This is a genomic window from Ferruginibacter sp. (assembly GCF_049840995.1).
In the GTDB taxonomy this organism is placed as follows: Bacteria; Bacteroidota; Bacteroidia; order Chitinophagales; family Chitinophagaceae; genus Ferruginibacter.
In genome coordinates, this window is the sequence record NZ_JASGIP010000001.1 from 35,866 (window position 1) to 56,925 (window position 21,060).

The 21,060-nt window shown below is 42.7% G+C and carries 21 protein-coding genes; 7 read left to right on the forward strand and 14 right to left on the reverse strand.

The window, feature by feature from the left end; all coding sequences use genetic code 11:
* Positions 1–41: 41 nt before the first annotated feature.
* The gene (locus QM738_RS00145) at positions 42–2,189 is read left to right on the forward strand and encodes a M1 family metallopeptidase (protein ID WP_462274640.1); all 2,148 of its coding nucleotides are present in this window, start codon (positions 42–44) and stop codon (positions 2,187–2,189) included.
* Positions 2,190–2,258: 69 nt separating this feature from the next.
* On the opposite strand, the gene QM738_RS00150 is transcribed toward QM738_RS00145, so the two are convergent.
* From QM738_RS00150 to QM738_RS00165, 4 genes are all read right to left on the reverse strand, one after another.
* Positions 2,259–2,639: a VOC family protein gene (locus tag QM738_RS00150; protein WP_462274641.1), complete on the reverse strand. Its 381-nt coding sequence runs from the start codon at positions 2,637–2,639 to the stop codon at positions 2,259–2,261.
* Positions 2,640–2,722: 83 nt separating this feature from the next.
* Positions 2,723–3,121 (reverse strand): helix-turn-helix domain-containing protein, encoded by a 399-nt coding sequence (locus QM738_RS00155; RefSeq protein WP_462274642.1) that lies wholly within the window; start codon positions 3,119–3,121, stop codon positions 2,723–2,725.
* Between the two features lie 10 nt (positions 3,122–3,131).
* Positions 3,132–4,109 (reverse strand): YitT family protein, encoded by a 978-nt coding sequence (locus tag QM738_RS00160; protein WP_462274643.1) that lies wholly within the window; start codon positions 4,107–4,109, stop codon positions 3,132–3,134.
* A 195-nt stretch (positions 4,110–4,304) separates the two neighbouring features.
* Positions 4,305–4,898, reverse strand: coding sequence for a hypothetical protein (locus tag QM738_RS00165; RefSeq protein ID WP_462274644.1), 594 nt, complete (start codon positions 4,896–4,898; stop codon positions 4,305–4,307).
* Between the two features lie 113 nt (positions 4,899–5,011).
* Between QM738_RS00165 and QM738_RS00170 the strand changes: the two genes are divergently transcribed.
* The gene (locus tag QM738_RS00170) at positions 5,012–5,641 is read left to right on the forward strand and encodes a LysE family translocator (protein ID WP_462274645.1); all 630 of its coding nucleotides are present in this window, start codon (positions 5,012–5,014) and stop codon (positions 5,639–5,641) included.
* Positions 5,642–5,665: 24 nt separating this feature from the next.
* On the opposite strand, the gene QM738_RS00175 is transcribed toward QM738_RS00170, so the two are convergent.
* From QM738_RS00175 to QM738_RS00205, 7 genes are all read right to left on the reverse strand, one after another.
* A complete protein-coding gene (locus QM738_RS00175) occupies positions 5,666–6,052 on the reverse strand; it encodes a PAS domain-containing protein (RefSeq protein ID WP_462274646.1) in 387 nt (128 codons plus the stop codon).
* Positions 6,053–6,094: 42 nt separating this feature from the next.
* Positions 6,095–7,021, reverse strand: a complete 927-nt coding sequence (locus tag QM738_RS00180; protein ID WP_462274647.1) for a hypothetical protein — start codon at positions 7,019–7,021, stop codon at positions 6,095–6,097.
* Positions 7,022–7,296: 275 nt separating this feature from the next.
* Entirely contained in the window at positions 7,297–7,527 is a 231-nt protein-coding gene (locus tag QM738_RS00185; RefSeq protein ID WP_462274648.1) for a helix-turn-helix domain-containing protein, read from the reverse strand.
* A 2-nt stretch (positions 7,528–7,529) separates the two neighbouring features.
* Positions 7,530–8,069, reverse strand: a complete 540-nt coding sequence (locus tag QM738_RS00190; protein ID WP_462274649.1) for a DUF2975 domain-containing protein — start codon at positions 8,067–8,069, stop codon at positions 7,530–7,532.
* A gap of 173 nt (positions 8,070–8,242) precedes the next feature.
* A complete protein-coding gene (locus tag QM738_RS00195) occupies positions 8,243–8,650 on the reverse strand; it encodes a DUF1801 domain-containing protein (RefSeq protein WP_462274650.1) in 408 nt (135 codons plus the stop codon).
* 156 nt (positions 8,651–8,806) lie between these two features.
* Entirely contained in the window at positions 8,807–10,018 is a 1,212-nt protein-coding gene (sucC, locus tag QM738_RS00200) for an ADP-forming succinate--CoA ligase subunit beta (protein ID WP_462274651.1), read from the reverse strand.
* A 120-nt stretch (positions 10,019–10,138) separates the two neighbouring features.
* Entirely contained in the window at positions 10,139–10,894 is a 756-nt protein-coding gene (locus QM738_RS00205; RefSeq protein WP_462274652.1) for a hypothetical protein, read from the reverse strand.
* A 319-nt stretch (positions 10,895–11,213) separates the two neighbouring features.
* On the opposite strand from QM738_RS00205, the gene QM738_RS00210 reads away from it, so the two are divergent.
* The 5 genes from QM738_RS00210 to QM738_RS00230 all read left to right on the forward strand — a co-directional run bounded on the left by QM738_RS00210 (position 11,214) and on the right by QM738_RS00230 (position 17,798).
* Entirely contained in the window at positions 11,214–12,026 is an 813-nt protein-coding gene (locus QM738_RS00210) for a purine-nucleoside phosphorylase (protein ID WP_462274653.1), read from the forward strand.
* A gap of 12 nt (positions 12,027–12,038) precedes the next feature.
* Positions 12,039–14,081, forward strand: coding sequence for a putative porin (locus tag QM738_RS00215; protein ID WP_462274654.1), 2,043 nt, complete (start codon positions 12,039–12,041; stop codon positions 14,079–14,081).
* A 194-nt stretch (positions 14,082–14,275) separates the two neighbouring features.
* On the forward strand, positions 14,276–16,201 hold the full coding sequence (locus QM738_RS00220) for a gliding motility-associated C-terminal domain-containing protein (RefSeq protein WP_462274655.1): 1,926 nt from the start codon (positions 14,276–14,278) through the stop codon (positions 16,199–16,201).
* A 28-nt stretch (positions 16,202–16,229) separates the two neighbouring features.
* Positions 16,230–17,138: a PorP/SprF family type IX secretion system membrane protein gene (locus tag QM738_RS00225; protein ID WP_462274656.1), complete on the forward strand. Its 909-nt coding sequence runs from the start codon at positions 16,230–16,232 to the stop codon at positions 17,136–17,138.
* A gap of 183 nt (positions 17,139–17,321) precedes the next feature.
* Positions 17,322–17,798, forward strand: a complete 477-nt coding sequence (locus QM738_RS00230; RefSeq protein ID WP_462274657.1) for a TlpA family protein disulfide reductase — start codon at positions 17,322–17,324, stop codon at positions 17,796–17,798.
* A gap of 2 nt (positions 17,799–17,800) precedes the next feature.
* Here the strand turns inward: QM738_RS00230 and QM738_RS00235 are convergent, their stop codons facing one another.
* The 3 genes from QM738_RS00235 to QM738_RS00245 all read right to left on the reverse strand — a co-directional run bounded on the left by QM738_RS00235 (position 17,801) and on the right by QM738_RS00245 (position 21,006).
* Complete coding sequence (locus QM738_RS00235) at positions 17,801–18,577, reverse strand: transporter (protein ID WP_462274658.1); 777 nt, start codon at positions 18,575–18,577, stop codon at positions 17,801–17,803.
* A gap of 95 nt (positions 18,578–18,672) precedes the next feature.
* Positions 18,673–19,644: a hypothetical protein gene (locus QM738_RS00240; protein WP_462274659.1), complete on the reverse strand. Its 972-nt coding sequence runs from the start codon at positions 19,642–19,644 to the stop codon at positions 18,673–18,675.
* Between the two features lie 171 nt (positions 19,645–19,815).
* A complete protein-coding gene (locus tag QM738_RS00245; RefSeq protein ID WP_462274660.1) occupies positions 19,816–21,006 on the reverse strand; it encodes a hypothetical protein in 1,191 nt (396 codons plus the stop codon).
* Between the last annotated feature and the right edge of the window lie 54 nt (positions 21,007–21,060).

The following is a 21,060-nucleotide window of genomic DNA, read 5'->3' on the forward strand; positions in this document are numbered from 1 at the left end:
AATCGGAAGGCGCTAATTTCATTGCTTATAAACTAAACGCCATGAATAAAATACTCAGCCTTGTTTGCCTCTTTATTGCTGTAAAAGCAACTGCACAGCAGCAATTGTTTATGCCGCAAAATGTAAAAAAGGCCTATGAAAATGAAACCCGCAGTAAAGACGGAAAGCCCGGTAAAAAATACTGGCAGAATTTCGGTCGCTACAATATTAACGTCACCACTATGCCGCCGGCAAGAGCGGTAAAAGGAACAGAGACCATCAGTTATATCAATAACAGCCCAACACCGTTGACAAGGCTGACTATAAAACTGATCGTGAACATCCACAATCCCGGTACTGCAAGGCAAAGCAATGCATCCGAAGATTACCTGACCACCGGTATCCATATAGATAAGTATACGGAGAATGGAACAGCCAAAGCATTTCCCGATCCGCACGGTTCCACCAACGCAGGCGTACGATTGACAAATCCCGTTGCTCCCGGCGACAGTATACAACTAAGCTTCGACTGGCATTATGATATGAGCGAAGAAAGCGGGCGGGAAGGTATGCTGGACAGTACCAGTTTCTTCCTCGGTTATTTTTATCCCCGTGTGGCAGTAATGGACGATGTGAACGGGTGGGACCGAATGAATTTTACAGATGCACAGGAATTTTACAACGATTTTAATGACTATACTGTTTCAGTAACAGTGCCGAAAAACTTTTTGGTATGGGGCACCGGCGATCTGTTGAATGCCGGCGAAGTATTGCAACCCTCGTACCTCGATAAATTCAACAGAAGCTTTACCAGTGATGAAGTGATCAATGTTGTAACACAGAAAGACCTGGATGCAAAAAATATCACTACGCAAAATGCTACCAATACCTGGAAATGGAAGGCCAGCAATGTAAGCGATATGGCATTCTGCATCAGTGATCACTATGTGTGGGATGCCGCCAGTGTGGTGGTAGATAAAAAAACAGGCAGAAGGGCCAGTTGTCAATCAGCTTTTATGGATAAAGCGGTAAACTTTCACAACCAGGTAAAACATATTCAGCATTCGCTGGACTGGTACAGCAATAACTGGCCCGGTGTACCTTATCCTTTTCAAAAGAGTACCATCATAGAAGGTTTTGCCGATATGGAATACCCGATGATGGCCAACGACAGCCGCCAGGAAGATGATGTGATACAACGTTTTATTGCAGAGCATGAAGTAGGGCATAGTTATTTCCCTTTTTACATGGGCATCAATGAACATCGTTATGGATTTATGGACGAAGGCTGGACCACAGCATTTGAAAATATGATCGGCGTGGCTGATCTTGGAAAAGAAAAAGCAGATAATTTCTTTAAGCAGTTCAGGGTAACCGGTTGGGCCACCAGTCCTTCTGATGAAACACAGATACCCATCATTACTCCGGTGAATATTTTAAGTGGCCAGGCAATGGGCCATAATGAATATGGCAAACCTGCATTGGCTTATTTGGCATTGAAAGATATGCTGGGTGATGACCTGTTCAGGAAATGCCTGCATGGATTTATGGATCGCTGGCATGGCAAGCACCCGATACCATGGGATATGTTCAACAGCTTTACTGACTTTGCAGGAAAAGATCTGAGCTGGTTCTGGAATAACTGGTTCTTTACACCTTATTACATGGATGTGTCGCTGGATAAAGCTGCGCAAACAAAAACCGGCTACGCATTGACGATCAAAAATATCGGCGGGTATGCCATACCGTTAAATATTGTGCTGGAATATGCAGATGGCAGCACTGAGACCATTCATAAAACAGCTGCAATATGGGAAAAAGACCAGCAGCAGACCACCGTGGATATAACCGCCACTAAAAAGATCACTTATATAAAACTGGATGGCGGTATATACGTAGATGCAGATGAAAAGAATAATAGCTGGGGCACATCCACTAAAACAAAAGCGGTAGGTTTAAGCGATGCAGAACTGGATAAATATACCGGCAACTACAGCTCAAAACAAGTACCCATTAAAGTGAGCTTTACAAGAGAGAACGGTAAACTGATGGCAGAACCTGCAGGGCAGGATAGAGTAGCCTTGGAGAATACCGCGAAGGATACTTTTACGCATGAAGCAGCTGGCGTTGTGATCGTTTTTGATCTAACCAAAAATGAAATGACCCTGAAACAGGGAGGCGGAACATATGTATTTACAAAAGATAAATAAGGCGCCTGCTTATAAAATATTAAAAAGCTGCTTCAGGTATTGAAGCAGCTTTTTTAATGAAATAACATATCAAACCTGTATCAGCTGGATATTATTGCCACAGGTATCATTTAAAACAGCCAGCGTAACCACGCCCATATTAGTAGGCGGCATACTGAACTGCACGCCAAGCGCTTTCAATCTCTCATATTCTTTGTGCACATCTTCCACATTAAAAGCAGTGGCAGGAATACCTGCATCAAATAACGCTTTCTGAAAAACTTTGGCGGGTGCAAAGGCCATTGGTTCGAGCAATAATTCTATCTCATCACTTTCGGGAGATACAACCGTAAGCCATTTATGCTCACCCATCGGGATATCTTTGTTTTTTACAAAGCCCAGAATTGAAGTGTAGAATTCCAGTGCCTTCTCCTGGTTGTCCACCATTACACTGGTCAATCTTATTCTCATAATATCGTTTTTGGAAAAAAATGTTTTTTGCAGCACAAAAATGAGTTTTTATCAACTAAAAATCTTCTTCAAAATTGCGCATTTTATTTTTTATGCTTTTTGCTGAAAGCAGCGGGAGAATAGCCGGTGCTCTTTTTAAATAAACCACTGAAAGAAGTGACACTTTCAAAACCTACTGCAAAGCAGGCATCTGTAATGTTGTGGCCTTTGCGTAATAATTGTTTGGCCTTTTCTATCCTTACGCTGCTGAGGTATTGATAAGGCGTGATGCCATACAAGGCTTTGAACAATCGTATAAAATGAAATTTGGAAAGAAAGGCTTTCGCTGCAATCGCATCTATATCGATGGGCGCAGCAAAATGATCATCCATGAATTTTTTTGCCTGTTTTGCAGGCTCGTAAAGATGCTCTTTATTGAAAACAGTCTTTTTAAACTGCAATACCTGTTGATGAAAAAAAGTGAGTTCGGTATTACCGGTCATAAAACAGGTATTAATGTTTTAACGGCCTTTTCTTGATCATACCACCCTTAGTATCTTTCACGCTGCTCATTACAACAAACGCATGCGGATCGATCTTTTCAATTTCCGTATTCAGTTTGTTTAATTCCAGTCTTGTAACAACCGTGTACACAATATCAATATCCTTCGATTCACCATTCTTGCCAAAACCACGTTTGCCATTGTACACTGTTACACCACGCCCTATAGTATTCACGATCATCGCCCTTATCTCTTCACTATGCGGGGAAATAATGGTAACACCGGTGTACTCTTCAATACCTTCAATAACAAAATCCAATGTTTTGGAAGCAGCCAAGTAAGTTACCATCGAATACAAAGCGATCTCGATAGTTAAAAAATAAGCCGCTGTACCGAAGATGATGATGTTGATGAGAATGATGATATCGCCGATAGTGGTGCCCAGCTTGCGGCTTAAATAAATGGCCAGCACTTCAGTGCCATCGATAACCGCACCGCCCCTTACTGAAAGACCAATGCCGGCACCAAGAAAAAATCCGCCAAACACCGCCACCAGTAAATTATCCCTCGTTACATCCGGAAAATGTACAGTGGCCACCACGAGCGCCAAACCCGAAATAGCCAATGCCGTTTTAATAGCAAAAGCTTTCCCAACAGTTTTATATCCTAATAAAATAAAAGGAATATTTACCAGTAGCAGTAAAACATATAAAGGGACATCCGTTAATGCAGAAATTAAGAGCGAGATACCTGTAGCACCGCCATCAATAAAATGGTTGGTCAATAAAAAACCCTTAAAACCTAAAGCAGCTGAAAAAATACCTGCCACGATCAATAAAAAATCTTTGATATGGTTGATGAAGATCAGTTTTAATTCCCACATGCCCTTTGCCAGCTCATAATCAGAATATTGCCTGCCTTCTTTTATCTCTTCAGCAGTAGGTTTAAGAATTTGTTTGATCACTATGTTCTTCCAGAATGGGCTCATATCGTGCTATTGGTTCATTGATATTCAAATTTATCATTTAAAATTGATGAATGAAACAAACAATGCGGTTCATTTGTGAAGAACCTGCCAATCTTTATTCTTGTAAAACTTTATTAAAAGTTTATTAAAATCATTCAACAGAACATATCTTTTTAATTCTATAATACCTATGTAATTATGATGCAGTACCTAAGGTCAATCACCTCCAATGCTTTTTAATATTCTTTGATACTTTGCTTTTTCGGATTGTCCACGAAAAGAATGTATTACTCCTATAAGAATAATACCCCATACCACTACATAACGACCACCATCTACAACTGCAGAAGCATAAGAATAGAAAGTAATAAAAGATCCGAGAAAAAAAATACCTCCACCCAGCAACATCCGGTTGGATGCATGATCTATCATTTCTTTGAGCTTGTTTTTAATATTAGCAATGATGGACATTGCCTCGGGTTCGCCGATACCACGTTCCAATAAGCCGGTTATTATTGCACTATCGTCAGTACCGGCAGCTTTTTCGTTGATAACATATTGCCAGGCTGCCTTTAAAGTATCACTGGATGCGGCGGCTTTAAATTGTTCTATCTTTTCCTGATGGGCCAATCGCTTGTTCTCTTCAGCATGTGTGATATAGGAAAAATCCAGCCCCCTTTTTTCAAATTCTTCTTTTAAAATTTCAAACGCAGCTGGTGTCAACTCATGACCATCCTTTTGAGCAATAGCAATTAACTGGCTATCCAGCATTTTGGCGTACCTTTCACGTATGTCTGTTATATCAAGCATATAGTAATCCCGTATTAAAAATTTACAATGCTTAAAATAGACAAATAATTTCGGGTCACCAACTTAAATAGCGGCGGAAATTTTTATTATTTTCAATACACATTTTATAGCTTATGCACCTGGATAATTATTTATTATTCGTAATGGCCAGCATTATACTCTGCATAGTGCCCGGCCCTGATATGATCTTTTTATTGGGCCGCACACTGGCACAGGGCCGTAAAGCAGGCATCATCGCCGCGGTGGGCATCAATGCAGGCGCTTATGTGCACCTGCTGGCTGCAGTAACAGGATTGTCCGCAATACTCGCTGCATCAGCTACCGCATTGACCATTGTAAAATGGGCAGGTGCTGTATACCTTGTATACATCGGTATCCGTGTATTAATGAGCCGGCAAAATGAATTAGTGGTGCAAGCGAACGGTATAAAAAAACAAAGCTACAGGTCTGTATTCTGGCAGGGATTTTTAAGCGATGTACTCAATCCCAAAGTAGCCATCTTCTTCCTGGCCTTTCTGCCACAGTTCATCGATACGCATAGCAGTCACCAGTCGCTGCAGATAGTTTTGCTGGGCTGTACAGTAAACATCATTGCCATCATCATCAATTGCACACTGGTTTATTTTGCAAGTGCATTAACAGCAAGACTAAGGAAGAACCAACGGGTAACCTTATGGCTCAATAAAATAATGGGAGCTGTTTTTATTGGATTGGGAGTGAAGCTGGCTTACGAAAAAGTATGATACCGGTACCGGCTACACGCAGATTTATATTTTTTCATGATCGGACATTTCCTTGGTAAGTTTGGTAAAACCGATCACCGTACCGTCATCATCATGCAAAGCAGTAATAAGAATGCTACCCCAGAAGATAGTGCCATCCTTCTTCAATCGCCTGCCGATATGCCTGGCACGGCCTTCTCTTTTTGCCAGATCGATCAGCTGTTCCGGCAGCCCGGCCTGCCTGTCCTGCGGCAAATAAAAGATCCGGAAGTTTTGCCCTAATATTTCTTCTTCTTTATAACCCTTTATTTTTTCGGCGCCGATATTCCACGATAAAATGGTTCCATCAATATCCAGCAGTATGATCGCGTAATCCTGTATCTCAGCGATCATTTGTTTGTGCAGCTTCTCCAATACCTGTTTTTTATCCATTGTATGGCATTTGAAAGAAATGCAAAGCTATCCAATATTTTATTAGGGATACAGCATTTTATTGGCCCAGGCAACAAACTCATCTGCATCCAGCATTGAGAACGCATGCGGGTGCCGCTTGCCATCGGGTAAAAAACCTTTGCCCAGGCAGGAAATATACTCGGCATTTTTATTACCCAGCAGCCGCAGTTGCACAATGCAGGCAGAGATATCAGCAAGATTGGTCCATTCAACCGGGCTGTTGCGTTGTGTAATGAACCAGTTGATATCAGGATCAGAATACAACCTTACAGGAATGCCGGTAAGATATTTTGCATTGCCGCCATTGGCAGCATCCCGGTAAAACGAAGAAGCTTTTTCATAAGCAGCAGGTTGTTGTTCGGGGCTGCCGACAAATGTGTTTTTAAATAGGGTAGTGATCATTTGCGCTTCTGCATTTTTTGCAGCGGGGTCAAGACTGATGGTACGTACATAACCATTGTATAATCTTTTAAGATCGAGTGGGGGATCCACTGCAAAAACAAGATCGGGTTTAATGACAGAGTGATAACCAGGAGTAAACGCTCTTTCAGCATACAGCATGGCCTGGTGCCCGGCCCACGACTGACCGCCAAGTATGAATTTATCTTTAGGGATATGATATTTGGTGATCACTTCGGGTATCAATGCTTCCAGTCTTGATTGAAATATATTCGTACTGTCAACAAGATCGGCACGGTATAAGAATGGCAACACTACGGTGTATCCTGCATCGCATGCTTTTTTCGGAAGGTTCGTTTCTATCAGAGTTTCACTCGGTGTACTGAAACCACCCAACACCACCAGTAAACCTTTTGATGGCTGTTTCGGTAACAGTGTAAAATAATAGCTTTCCAGCACGCCGTTCTTTTTGTTTACAACGGTATCCATTGTTTGTGCAGCAAGTGCAGTGCTGAATAATAACGAAAAGCAACCTACTATCCGGCGCATAATGATTGGTTTAATGTGTGTGATGCAGCTTAAAGAAAAGAATTTTCTGCACCCCGGCAAAACGCAATTGATAAGCGGTTGCTAAACGATGTAAGAAGTTGCATTGCACTACCTGCCCGGCAAAAAAACTTCCAGGTGCAGGGGGAAGCAGGGCCTTAACCCGGCTGGAAGATAAAAAGTGGCTGCCAGTAAAATTGAAATGGCAATAACAACGCCCAACAGCCTGGCACATTTCCGTAACATATATACCTGTTTAAAAATGGATGTAATATTATTTATACCAGCAACGATCCCTGCACTGAATCATCAACAAATTCGAGTATGTCGCCCGGCTGGCAGTTCAATGCCTTACAGATAGCTTCGAGTGTGCTGAACCGTATGGCCTTGGCTTTTCCCGTTTTTAAAATGGAAAGATTGGCCAGTGTAAGATCCACTTTCTCCGAAAGTTCATTCAGCGACATTTTTCTTTTAGCCATCATTACGTCTAGGTTTACAACTATGGGCATATCTATACAGTTAATTCGTTTTCAGTTTGAATTTCCATTCCTCTTTTAAATACCTGTGCAATAAAAAAGATGATACCTGCAAAGAAAATAAATTCTGATCCACCACCAACGTATTCCTGCATTGCGGGAAAATGAACCCCCTTCTTGATCAACCAGTCAGTATAGTTACTGGCCGAAATAGCAAAAAGCCCAATGGTAAGACCAACAATACTGATGGCAGTGATGAGCTTGTACACTTCTTTACTGAAAGGATGCACCAGGTTGATCTTTAAAAATATTTTGATCACGAGGTAAAAAATAAAAGCCTTTAAAGCCGAAAGAAAAATGATCAGTAACATGATAAGGATATAATAACCCTTGTCGAAATGATACAGATCAGCAAGGTTCAGCTCCATATACAATTTATGAATGGCTGCTTCATTAATAAAAAGACTTACAAAAGTGGAATAGAGCAGCGCTCCTGTTTTAATACATAATCCTATAAAAACGACCCATGCAAGAATATGGATCACGGTGAGAATTTGTTTGGTACCTGCTTTCATTGTTTTAAGTTTGATGTAAATGACAATGCAAATATAAATAAATATTTATTGAAAAACGATAAATATTTATCAAATTTAGACAAATTCTTGCCAGCTCATCCCGAAGATGCTGGATACCAATATAATAGCGGGTAAAATTTTTTTGGATAATATTTAAAAGGCCGGGCTCGCTGTTATTTCTTCTTTTTGCAGGCTTGCTCTATTAATTTTTTCAACACAGCGGCATTTACATCTTCCATCTTATTGATATAAACACAACCCTTGCCGGTGGAATATTTACCCAGCTTCTGCAATGTTTCCTGCTGGCTGTTAATATCCAGTCCATATAAAGCAAAGTTTTGTTTGCGGGGAGAAAAACCCACTTTGAACCAGTCCAGTTCGCGGCCGCTTTCATATTTCAGCTTTACATCACCAAAACCAATAATGGAGCTGCCCCACATTTTGGGTGCTTCGCCGCTGGCCTTTTGCATCAGGTCCAGGATGGCCGTGCTTTCCTTGCGCTTTTGCTCATTTTCCAGTTTGGCAATAAAGTCTTTTGCGCTCAGTTGTGTTTTGGCGGTTTTTAATGTTGCTTTTGCCATGATGTAAAGGTTATATGTTTATAAACGATAAGGGGTACACGAAAATAATTTTATTTTTGCAGCCCCGTTGCTCATTTAAATATACAAAAAAATCCTGCCGGTTAAGGCAGGATCTGTTTATTTGTTTGGTTACAAAAATCTAAAACGATATAATTTTTATGCCACCGCTTTGCCCACCAGTGCAGCAGCTTCGCTCAATAGGATAGCGCTTTGTACTTTAAGGCCGCTTTCGTCGATCAGTTTTTTAGCAACATCGGCATTGGTTCCCTGTAAACGTACAATGATAGGGATGCTGATATTACCAATGCTCTGGTAAGCATCAATAACACCCTGCGCTACACGGTCGCAACGAACGATACCGCCAAATATATTGATGAGGATCGCTTTTACTTTCGGGTCTTTTAAGATAATACGGAAACCGGCTTCCACTGTTTGTGCATTAGCAGTACCGCCTACGTCCAGGAAGTTGGCAGGTTCACCACCGCTCAGTTTGATCATATCCATGGTAGCCATGGCAAGGCCGGCGCCATTCACCATACAACCTACGTTTCCATCCAGCTTTACAAAGTTCAGGTTGAATTTGCCTGCTTCCACTTCTGTAGGATCTTCTTCGGTAATATCCCTCATGGCAGCAAGGTCTGCATGGCGCATCAGTGCGTTATCATCCACGTTCATTTTACAATCCACCGCAATGATCTTTTCATCACTGGTCTTGAACAAAGGATTTATTTCCAGCATGCCGCAATCCAGGCCAACATAAGCATTGTATAAATTGGTGACAAATTTTACGCAGTTCTTGAAAGCATCGCCGCTGAGGCCCAGGTTAAAAGCAATTTTACGTGCCTGGAAACCCTGCAGGCCACCGCCCGGGTGCACCCATTCTTTGAATATTTTTTCAGGTGTATCATGTGCCACGTCTTCAATGTTCATACCGCCTTCGGTGCTGTACATGATCACGTTCTGCCCCTTGGTCCTGTCCATTAATATAGATAAGTAAAATTCTTTTACAGGATTAGGACCATCATAATATACATCCTGTGCAACCAGTACTTTATTCACCACTTTACCGGCAGGACCGGTTTGAATAGTAACCAGGGTACCACCTAAAATATTCTGAGCGATCTGTTTAATGTCTTCCGCATTTTTTCCTACGGCCACACCACGCTGTTCGGTGCCTTCTATCTTTCCTTTACCACGTCCGCCGGCATGTATCTGTGCCTTTACCACGGCAAACTTGCTGCCGTACTGGGTATGTATCTGGCGATAAGCTTCTTCAGCCTCGGTAGGGGTGTTGCAGGGAATGCCTTCCTGTACAGGAACATTGTATTTCTTCAATAATTCTTTAGCCTGGTACTCGTGGAGATTCATGTTTTAAAAGTTTTGGCGAAGATAATTAAAAACGCTTTACGGTATTTTGTTTTTAAAGAAGAAAAAATGCAATAAAAAAGGCCGGCAATTGCCGGCCCCATTATAATAAAGGGTCATTTATTAATAGTCCCATTTTCTTACAGTAGCCAGTTGGTCGTCGGTAACTATAAAGCTGTAAGCCTTGTCTGCAAATACATTTTCCTTGATCTCTTTCGACACTTTATCCACCATGCTGATATAGGTATCGCTGGTAAGCGCCGAAGCCAGCATAGGGAAACGCAGTACATAGCGGCCATCTTCTTTATTCATATAGATCTCGGCCTTGCCACCGGAAAATGCGCCGTTCTTAACAATATAGTCAGCAATGGTCTTTGACTCATCATCAGAAATATCTTTCCAGTAAAAATTCACGCCGCCTGCACTGTCATGATCATAGCCACGGTTCTGCGGATCGGCCGGGGTGTCGATTATTTTTGCAATGCTTTCATCATAGGGGATCACTTTAAAATCTTTCATGTTTTCATCTGCCAGTGCAATGGTCACTTTTTTACCACCAAACACATCCTTGGAAGCTTTATAGCCCAGTGTTTTGAACAGCATTTCGCCATTTTTCAGCGAATCAGTATAGTAAGTTTTGTCGTATACCAAACGGAGTGTATAAACATCTCCGTCTTTGGTCAGCTGCATGCTTGCAGCCCTGTCGTCGCCAATGAATTCTTTCTTTAAAAAATCACCGGTATTCTTTGCCTCGGTTTCGGTGATACCGCTTTTATAATACAGTTCACTCTTGGTTCCCTCGATCTTGAGTTTGGTTCCGTAATTGTTGCAGGATGCAAGGCCGGCCACGATACAGCAGGCGATCAATAATTTTTTCATATTTGTTTTTTTAGTTGTTGTGATGGTTAATTGCAGATCAAAAGTATAGCGCCACTTAATTTTTTTTAAGGCCAAACCAGTAGCGGAAAGTTTAAGGCAGGAAGTGGAGGGTTTCGTTATAGAGTTGGTTAAGGGAGGAGAGTTACGGGTTACGAGTTAAAGAAGTTACGGGTTGGTTTTGTTTTTGATCGTTAGCAAAGCCTTATCTCCGCAAACGATCATCTAACCCTTAACCCGCAACTTATAACTTATAACTCATCACTTATAACTCCCTTAACACATCTTGCCTTACCTTTGGCGCACAAAAAATGGAACGTTTATGATGAAAAAAATTAATGAGGCAGTCGCTTTCATACAACAGCAGTACAGTAATAAGCCATTGGTGGGGATTGTACTCGGCAGCGGGCTGGGCAGTTTTACCAGTGAAATAACAGTGGAAAAAGAAATTGCTTACAGCGATATCCCTCATTTCCCGGTAAGTACAGTGGAAGGGCACAGCGGCAAATTGATATTCGGGCAGCTGGGCGGCAAAACAGTGGTGGCCATGGCCGGGCGTTTTCATTATTACGAAGGTTACAGTGTGCAGGAAGTAGTGTTCCCGATCAGGGTAATGAAATTTTTAGGTATAGAGACCTTATTGGTAAGCAATGCCGCAGGCGGTTCTACACAGGCATTTAAGGTGGGGGACCTGATGATCATCAAAGATCATATCAGCTTTTTTACACCCAATCCACTGGTGGGCAAGAATATTGAAACGCTGGGGCCACGTTTCCCGGATATGAGCGAACCATATAAAAAATCTTTGATCGATAAAGTAAAGGCCATTGCTGCAGCTAAGAATATTGCATTGCAGGAAGGGGTGTACTGCGGCGTGACCGGTCCCACTTTTGAAACAAGGGCGGAGTACAAGCTGATCCATCAACTGGGTGGCGATGCCGTGGGCATGAGTACCGTGCAGGAAGTGATAGCGGCGGTGCACATGGGTGTGCCCGTATTTGCCATGAGCGTAATAACGGATATCGGCATACGGGATGAAGAAAATACCATTACCCACGATGAAGTGCTGCAGGCAGCAAAGGATGCAGAACCTAAACTGACGTATATATTTAAAGAACTGGTGGCACAACTGTAATTATAAAAGCTGATGCGGTATTTTTTTATTGTCATATTGGTATTGATAGCGGCTATTGGTAATGCGCAGGTATTAAAGAACCTGCCAAAAGTGGGTACGGGTTCTTCTTCCACCAGTAAATCCGATACCAGCGCTAATAAATCTGCCAAGGATAAGGCGCTGGGCTTTGAGCACCGCGATGATAAAAAAGATTCCATCACGCTTACTTTTAAATACCTCGATTCCACCCGTATCAACCGGCTGGATAGTTCCATCAACGATTTTGATAAATACTTTCCTGTTCCATCCTCCTGGCAATACTTAGGTAATAATGGCAATGCGGCTTACCCGCTCATTTACCAGCCCAACCTTAAACCCGGCTGGGATGCAGGTTTCCACGCCTTTGATATCTACCGGTTCAAGCTGGAGGATACCCGCTTTTACAAAACCACCAAGCCCTTTACACAACTGGGTTACCAGCTGGCATCGGGCAAGGAGCAGATGATAAAAGTGCTGCATACCCAAAACCCACGGCCCAACTGGAACTTTGGTTTCGATTACCGCCTCATCAGCGCTCCCGGTTTTTTTCTTACACAGAATACCAATAATAAAAGCTACCGGGTGTTCAGCAATTACCAGGGCAAGCGGAAAAGATATGCGGCCAGTTTTGTGCTGGTGGGCAATACCATCAAGAGTTCGGAGAACGGTGGTATCGTGAACGATTCTTTATTGGCCGATCCCAATAAAAAGAAAAGATATTCCATAGATGTGAACCTGGGCAATGCGCTCAATTACGAACCCAATCCATTTAACGCCACCGTATACACGGGCAATATTGATAAGGACGTTACCTTCTTTTTAAGGCAGAGCTATGATATCGGCAAACGGGATTCTATTGCCATTAATGATTCCACCACCGAATACCTGTTCTACCCCAAACTGAGGGCGCAGTACACTTTTACCTACAGCAACTATAATTATTTATATAAAGATGTTGCAGCCGATACTTCGGCCACTGGTTTTTACAGGGTTCATTACGATACCACTTTAACTACTACCGGTACTTACGACACCTTAATGGTGCAGGAAAAATGGAGTGTGCTGAGGAATGATTTTTCGCTGGTGCAGTTCCCCGATACCAAAAACACCAACCAGTTTTTTTTAGCAGGGGCGAGGCTGGAGAATATCAAGGCAAGGTTTTACCGGCCAACCGGCGGAGAGACCAAGAGTTATTATAATATAGTATTGCATGGTGAGTACCGGAATAAAACCAGGAATAAGCTCTGGGATGTTTTGCTGAAAGGGGAGTTCTACCTGAACGGGTTGAACAGCGGCGATTATAATGCTTATGCCACTATCGATCGTTACCTGAATAAAAAACTGGGCGATGTGCGGATCTTCTTTAATAATGTAAATCGCAGTCCTTCATTTATTTACAATAGCTTATCGGTATTTAATTTTAAGAACAACACGATCAGTAAAAAAGAAAACATCATTTCTTTTGGTGCCGAAGCGCACAACCAGTTTATTAACCTTGGTTTTAAAAATCACCTGATCACTAATTTTACTTATTTTTCTGACTATTATCATACTGCGCAATACAGTAAGATTATCAATTTATTACAGCTATCTACTTCTAAAAAAATAAAGATCAGCAAAAGATGGAACTGGTACCTGGATGCAGTGCTGCAGCAGGTAGATGGCAGTGCGCCGGTAAAGGTACCGTTGCTGTTTACACGAAGCAGGCTGGCTTATGAAGGCACGTTTTATAAGAACCTGAACCTAAGTGCTGGTTTGGAAGCCAGGTATTATACACCTTACGAAACCTATAACTACTCCCCGGTGATGGGCCAGTTTATGCCACAGGATACGATGAAAATAAAGAACCTGCCCGATATTGCCGCCTTCTTCGATTTTCGTATCAAATCATTTACTGCGTATATCCGTGCTGAAAATTTAAATACAGTAAGCTTTGCTAATGGCTTCGGTTTCATTAATAATAATTTTGCTTCACCCCATTATCCTACACAGGGTTTGATGATACGTTTTGGTATACTGTGGAATTTTGTCAACTAACAGTAAAAATTAAATTAAAATCCTGTTAAATTTTTATTTCTGATAAAATAGGTCTATTTTGCTCTTCCAGTTTAAAAGGCTGGCCTTAATTGCTTATTTCTTGCTATATGGATCACCCGATCCCCGTCCCCATTTCCTGATTGCTTCTAATTGAAAAGACCGGATTCGCTTTTTAATTTAACCAAACTATACGTATGCTTATCAGTTACAATGATGTAAAGCTGAAAAGGCTTTTTATGTCATCCCTTTTATTTGCTGGCCTCGCTGCAAAAGGCCAGACTTTTACACCGGTTACGGTTACGGGATTTAATCATGATGTTGTTGCCGAAGCAGGAACAAGTTCACTCACTACCACTACCATATCGCTGGATGGCCCGGCGGTATCGAACAAAGTGATCTACACCAACACTTTTAAAACACTGAACAGTTTTGGAGGTGGTGGTATACCCGACAATGGTTTGATCACCGATGCAGTGGGTAACTCTTACCAGATGGCATCTTTTTCCGGCAATAATGCACTGCTGCTACAGCGCACACAAACCGGAGATTTAACTTTAACAACACCCGCTAAGTTTACTAAAATAAGAGTGTTATGTCTTTCTACAGAAGGTACGAGTACCATCAATGCAACACTTACTTTTTCGGATGGCAGCACCACCAGCGGGCTCGCCAATTATGCTTTGGGCGACTGGTTCAATAACACCACTTACCTGGTATATTCAGGTATGGGCCGTTGTACCAGGGCCACACCGGCTTCGGGTGCGGATGCTTACCCCACCAATCCAAGAATGTATTATGCCGAGATCTCGCTTTCCTGCACCGACAGGCAGAAGACCTTACAGAAAGTGAGCTTTACCAATGTAACCACCGGGGGCAGCAATGCGCCTTTTCCCAATGCGGTGTTCTTTGGTATTTCCGGTATCGCTTATACGCAAACCATTACGCCTGCCATCACCAATGGTACCTGTACCGTTCCAACGGGCAGTGCTACATTAACGGTTACGGGTTCCGGTTCGCCCTACACTATTTCGTGGAACAGCACCCCGGTGCAGACAGGACCAACCGCCACCAACTTACCGGCAGGTAATTATATTGCCACTATTACCGATGCCAGTTCCTGCATCACCACTTACCCGGTTACCATTACTGCACCCACACCATTGACCATGACGGCGCATACCGATACGGCTATCTGCAACGGAGCATCTTTTAATGCCAATACCGTGAGCAATGCCGCCAGCTACAACTGGTCGCCAACAACTGGTGTAAGCAATGCCGGTATTGCCAACCCGGTATTATCACCCAGCACTACTACCACGTACACGGTTACCGGCACTACCGGCAGCTGTACCGTTAATAAAACATTCACAGTTACTGTAGCCCCCCCGATCACGCTTACTGTGCATCTCGACACCACCATTTGTTCCGGTACTTCCTTCGGCGCCAATACCGTAAGTAATGCCGGTTCATTTTTGTGGACACCTTCCGCAGGTGTAAGTAGCACCAGCACTGCCAGCCCTGTATTATCACCCACCAGCACTACTACTTACACTGTAGCGGCCACTACGGGTGTATGCAGTGTATCCAAAGCATTTACGGTAACGGTCAATCCTGCCGCCACTGCGGGTGCAGGTAATCCCGTTACCATCTTCCTGAGCCAGAGCACACAACTGCAGGGCAGTGGCTCGTCAGGCACTTATTTATGGACCCCGGCCACCGCTTTAACTGCCACCAATATCCTCAATCCACTGGCTTCGCCTACGGCAACACAGCTGTACACTTTAAAAGTAACCACCCCGCAGGGCTGCAGCGCCACCAGCAGCGTGTTGATAACGGTTGTGGGTGATTGCGTTAAACCCATGGAAGCGTTTACGCCTAATGGTGATGGCTTTAACGACAAATGGTTTGTTACCAACGGCAACTGTTTAAAGAAAGCAACTGCCCGTGTGTACAACCGCTGGGGCGGCAAAGTGTTTGAATCGGCCGATTATAAGAACGACTGGGACGGCACTTATAAAGGCAAGCCTTTGCCAGACGGTACCTATTATTTTGTAGTGCATTACGAACTGATCAATAATACCATGACAGACCGTAAAGGCAGTGTGACCATTTTAAGATAATTAATTGCAAAAGCTAAAAAACAGTAACATGTATTCAGTAAAAATAAAAACTACAGCAGTACTGGCTTTTGCCACATTGCTGTGCATCAATACAAAAGCGCAACAGTTATTTAAACTGAGCCAGTATATGGATCATAATTTTATACATAACCCTGCTGCCACCGGCGCTAATGAAATGACCACCGTAGGCGGCGTGTTCCGCAGCCAGTGGTCCGGCATTGACGGGAGCCCGCAAACTTTTATATTGTTCGGCGATACTTATATGGAACGCAGCGGTATTGGCCTGGGCGGAGTGATCTATGCCGATAAAACAGGACCCACCAGCCGCAACAGCGGACAGTTCAACTTTTCGTATACCATGAAGCTGGATGATAAAGGCAAAAAACTGATGCTGGGTTTTGGAGCACAGGCCCTGCAGTTTAAAGTGGATAAGAATAAAATCGCGGAATTCATTCCCAACGATCCGTTATTGTCAGCTGCGGCATCATCCACCAAGGCAGATGCATCCGCAGGTATCTACTTCCGCACACCGCGTTTTACCATCGGCGCTTCGGCCATGCAGATACTGCAGCCCAAACTCAATTTCATTAAATCATCCACCAGTGAAGAAGGCAAACTGTACCGCCACTTTTTCTTCAACACCAGTTACCGCATCAATACCGATGAGGATAATGTACTGATACCGCATTTTGAATTAAGGTACCAGCCCAATGCACCGGCCGATTACGAAGGCGGCATCATGCTGGTGCATAAGGACCTGATCAATGTGGGCGTGAACATCCATCACAAACAGGATTATTCCATTTTTGCGGGTTTAAAACTCAATCATAAATTCTTTATCGGCTATTGCTATGATGTGTACAATAACCCCATCAATACATTTGAAGGGGGTAACGGTGCCCACGAGCTGATGCTGCGCTACTTTTTTGTAAAATAAACTAACTGCCATATATGTAAAACCCCCATGGAACAGCTTCGGCTGTTCCTTTTTATTAGGTGGTATTTTAACAGCAGTATAAGGATAAAATCTGCCGATTGTAGCTAACTTGCAGTATTATTCAGTAATGAAGCAATTCCTGCAATTCATATTATCTTTATTCCGGAAAAAAAATTGTTGTAAATGAAACGTATCATTTTTACAGTAGTTATTGCAATGGCCTGCGCTGCAGTTAATGCACAGGTAAAAGTAGGGGAGCCGGTACCCGAGATCAGCCTGCCGAATGTTAATGATAGTACGGTAAACCTTTCTTCCTTTAAAGGTAAAGTAGTGCTGATAGATTTCTGGGCCAGCTGGTGCGGTCCCTGCAGGGCTTCCAATCCATCGGTGGTAAAGCTGTACAATAAATACAAGGATAAAGGCTTCGAGGTTTTTGGCGTTTCCATCGACAATAAAAAGAACGATTGGCTGAAAGCTATTAAACACGACAAGATCAAATACACACAGGTAAACGATAAAGGCGGCTGGTACGGTAAAGTGCCCGAACGTTATGGCATCAACATGATACCCACCAGCATTTTGCTGGATAAAGAAGGCAAGGTGGTGGCCATTGATGCCGAAGGCAAACAACTGGATAAACTGGTGGGCAGCCTTTTATAAAATTATTTTGCCGCCTTGAACCTGAAGGATAAACCCACTGCTGCATAATAATCGGGCGCCTGGCTGCTGAGGCCAAAGCCTCCCGAAGCATCTACCTTTAAATTATCATTGATATAATAGGCAATACCGCCATCCAAGCTGTTCTCCGGTTTTTCATCCTTCCAGATGGTGCCGAACACTTCAATATAAGCATACCATTTATCGCTGATATTGTAACCCGGCGCAAACGTGTACACGTAACCGGGAGCTTTATCAAATCTTTCCCATTCCATACCGATATTATAACCCAGGCCCAGCTTTTCGGTAAGCGTATGCTGCATGGTGAACCGGAAATTGAAACCATCGACGGTATCTTTAAAGAGTGTTCTTAAACCGGCAAAATCGTAATGCGCTATCAGCGATGTTTTGGGGCGCCATCCCTTTTCGGCAAAGAAATTGGCCTTGCCCCCAAATTCCACACCTGACAGGCCAGTTTCTTTATCCAGTACACGGCTGTCTTCTTTGCCCTTACTGGTGATATAGGTGGTGATCAACCGCAGCTCCAGCCATTTGCTCAGGCCGTACTTGGTCAGTAGTGAAGGATGCTCATAAGTAATATCCCTGAAGCGGCCGTTCTTAAACACTTCTTTTAAAAAGCCGGATTCAAACTGCACCCATTTTTTGGGTACGGTGGAGGCGCTTTCCGTCTGATCGGGACGGTCGGTATCGATCTTTTCGTCCTGTGCAACAGCAGAAAGGGTACAGAAGATAAAGGCTGGCAGTAAAATATTTTTTAGCATTGTAGTAAAATAAAATTTAGTCTTGTCTAAAATTAAAACAAAAGTAAGGTTTATTTACCAGTAATCTAAATTTCGGGAAGAAAAATAAAAGGGGATTATTTTGCCTTTGCGGTACCCACCACCAGGTGCTCCAGGTTATGCTCGCTAAAAAAGGTTTTGCATACTACTTCTGAGCTGCGCAATATGGCAGCAATGGTGGGTTGCTTTTTGCCCAGTATTTCGTATGCCTTTTTATAAGCGGCAGCTTCATTACCTGTGGTACTTTGCTGCAGCGATTCTTTTACGGCAACCACCGCCAGCCCGCTGTCTTTCAGCCGGCCCAGTTCGGCGATCATCCAGCTGAGCGCATAAAAATAATTTTGCTCCAGCAGTAAGAATTGTGCGCAGTCGCCGGAGTCGGGCATTTTATTATAAGGAGAAGTGACAATAGCTTTAGTAAGGTATTTTTTAAGATGAGTAGCTGTTTTTTTAGACTTGCTCAATTGTATACATCCCTGCAAAGCCTGCGGGTAAATGCTGAGCCAGCGCAGTTTTCTTCTTAATTCATGCACATCAGCTTCCACATTTTCAAAATGGCATTTATTGCCTTTGATGAATTTTACGATGCCGTAAATGGCTTCACCATAAAAATCATTGATGGCATCTATTTCATCACCCGTTTTCAGCCAGTCGGCTTCGGCGAGTTTTTCCTGTATCTTTTTTATTCTTTTCGCATCGCTGCCGATCCAGTCTTCTTCGGTCAACAATTCATTCAGCCGCTGTATCTTTTCTCTTGTTTGCGCCTGCAGGTAAGTGATAACGGTGGCAGGTATCTTTTTATCGGCTGCAAATAATTTTGCAAAAGCATCGTAATAATCAATGGCGCCCAGTGCATCTTCCAGTAATTTAAAATGCTCTTTTATTTTGGAGAACTTTTTTTTGTTGTGAATACCGGCATACAGTTTTGCCAATGCTTCCAGCATGAACAAAGGGGTACGGGCATTGTTCTGGTACAACCACAATGCCGGATTTTTTTGTTTGGCAGCCTTTGTTAGTAAAGCCTGTAACTGTGTAAGAATAAAACTCAAATCTTGATAAGCCCTTTTTCATAAATGCAAGTTTACATTTTAAATGCAGAATGTTCAATTTTCAACGTTCAATATTTAATGCTCAAGTTGTGGAGGAGGCTAATATCTTATTTGTACGCTTAATGTTTTTACTTGAAAATTGAAAATTGTATATTGAGCATTGAACATTTTCTACTGTTCAAAGAATGCTACCGATCCGCCCACCCATTCCTTATCCTTATTATACCTTGTACCGATCATTTTTCCTTTACTCAGTCTTGCCAGGTTATGCACGCCCTTGGGCCTTGCCCAGCCATCGCCCCAAAAATAAAACAGGCGTATCTCTGCCTTGGCAGGCACATCGGGGGTTTCAATTACATCGGCATATTTTACTTTGCGCTGCAGTATCCAGTTCTCGGGGTCTTTTACATTTTCAATATCAGCTGCAGTTACATCTATCACCACACCCATACCTGCAAAGGAGAAGAGCGGTTTTAAAACATAATTCTCCAGGTCGGCCGGTACCTGCTTCAACTCATTTAAAAAATAAGTTTTTGGAACGTAGGGGTTATTGATAAATGGTAAAGTGAATTTACTGATGCGGTAGAACCAGTTGGGGTGCGGCACCCATTCCACATCATAATCTTTGGTAAGATCAATGATATCACCCAGGCCTTCCTGTTTTTGCAGGTCATCAAATATCAGGCGGTTGTAGATTCTTTTGATATGCGTTTTTACACCATTGTTATCGTAGTACAACTGTTTGCCTTCGGCGATCAGTTTAGTTAAGCAAACTGTTTTTATTTTCAGTACATCTTCGGTGCAATAAAAATCGATCCTTGTTTTTTGCTGTTCAGGATATATTTCCAGCAGGATCACATTTTCCGGGTTGAGATCGCCTACTACAATTTCCTTAAATAATTTCAGGTAAGAGTTCTTATCATACCCATTCAGGTAAGGCGAAAAATTCGCCGGCGGGTTCGCATAGTTCCTGGTGATCTCGCTGTGAAATGCCTGGAAGGCAAAGAGGGTAGGGAAGCCCTGCATTTCTATCAACTGCGGCTCCAGGTTACCGTTATCATCCTCACATACGCCAAAATCAAAAGCAATAAAATGCGAATGACTGTTTTGATTGGGCACTTTTGCATCGGCAGGAATGCCCCTTTCTGTCATCGCAATGAATTTTTCATCCGTGATCACATCAATGATGTCTTCACAGGCATCCATCATTTTTTTGGTGAAATCCTTCGGTACAAAAACCGGTGTTTCGGCGTTACGGAAATCCAGTGCACCGGGATGCAATGCTTCAATCTGTTGTACGTAGGCGTTGTATTTTTCCTTGCTGAAATTGCTGTTGAACTGTTGCCTTAATTCTTTTATCATGACGCAATAGTTTTGAAGATGATAGCGGGTAATAAAAGTAATGAATAAAATTCA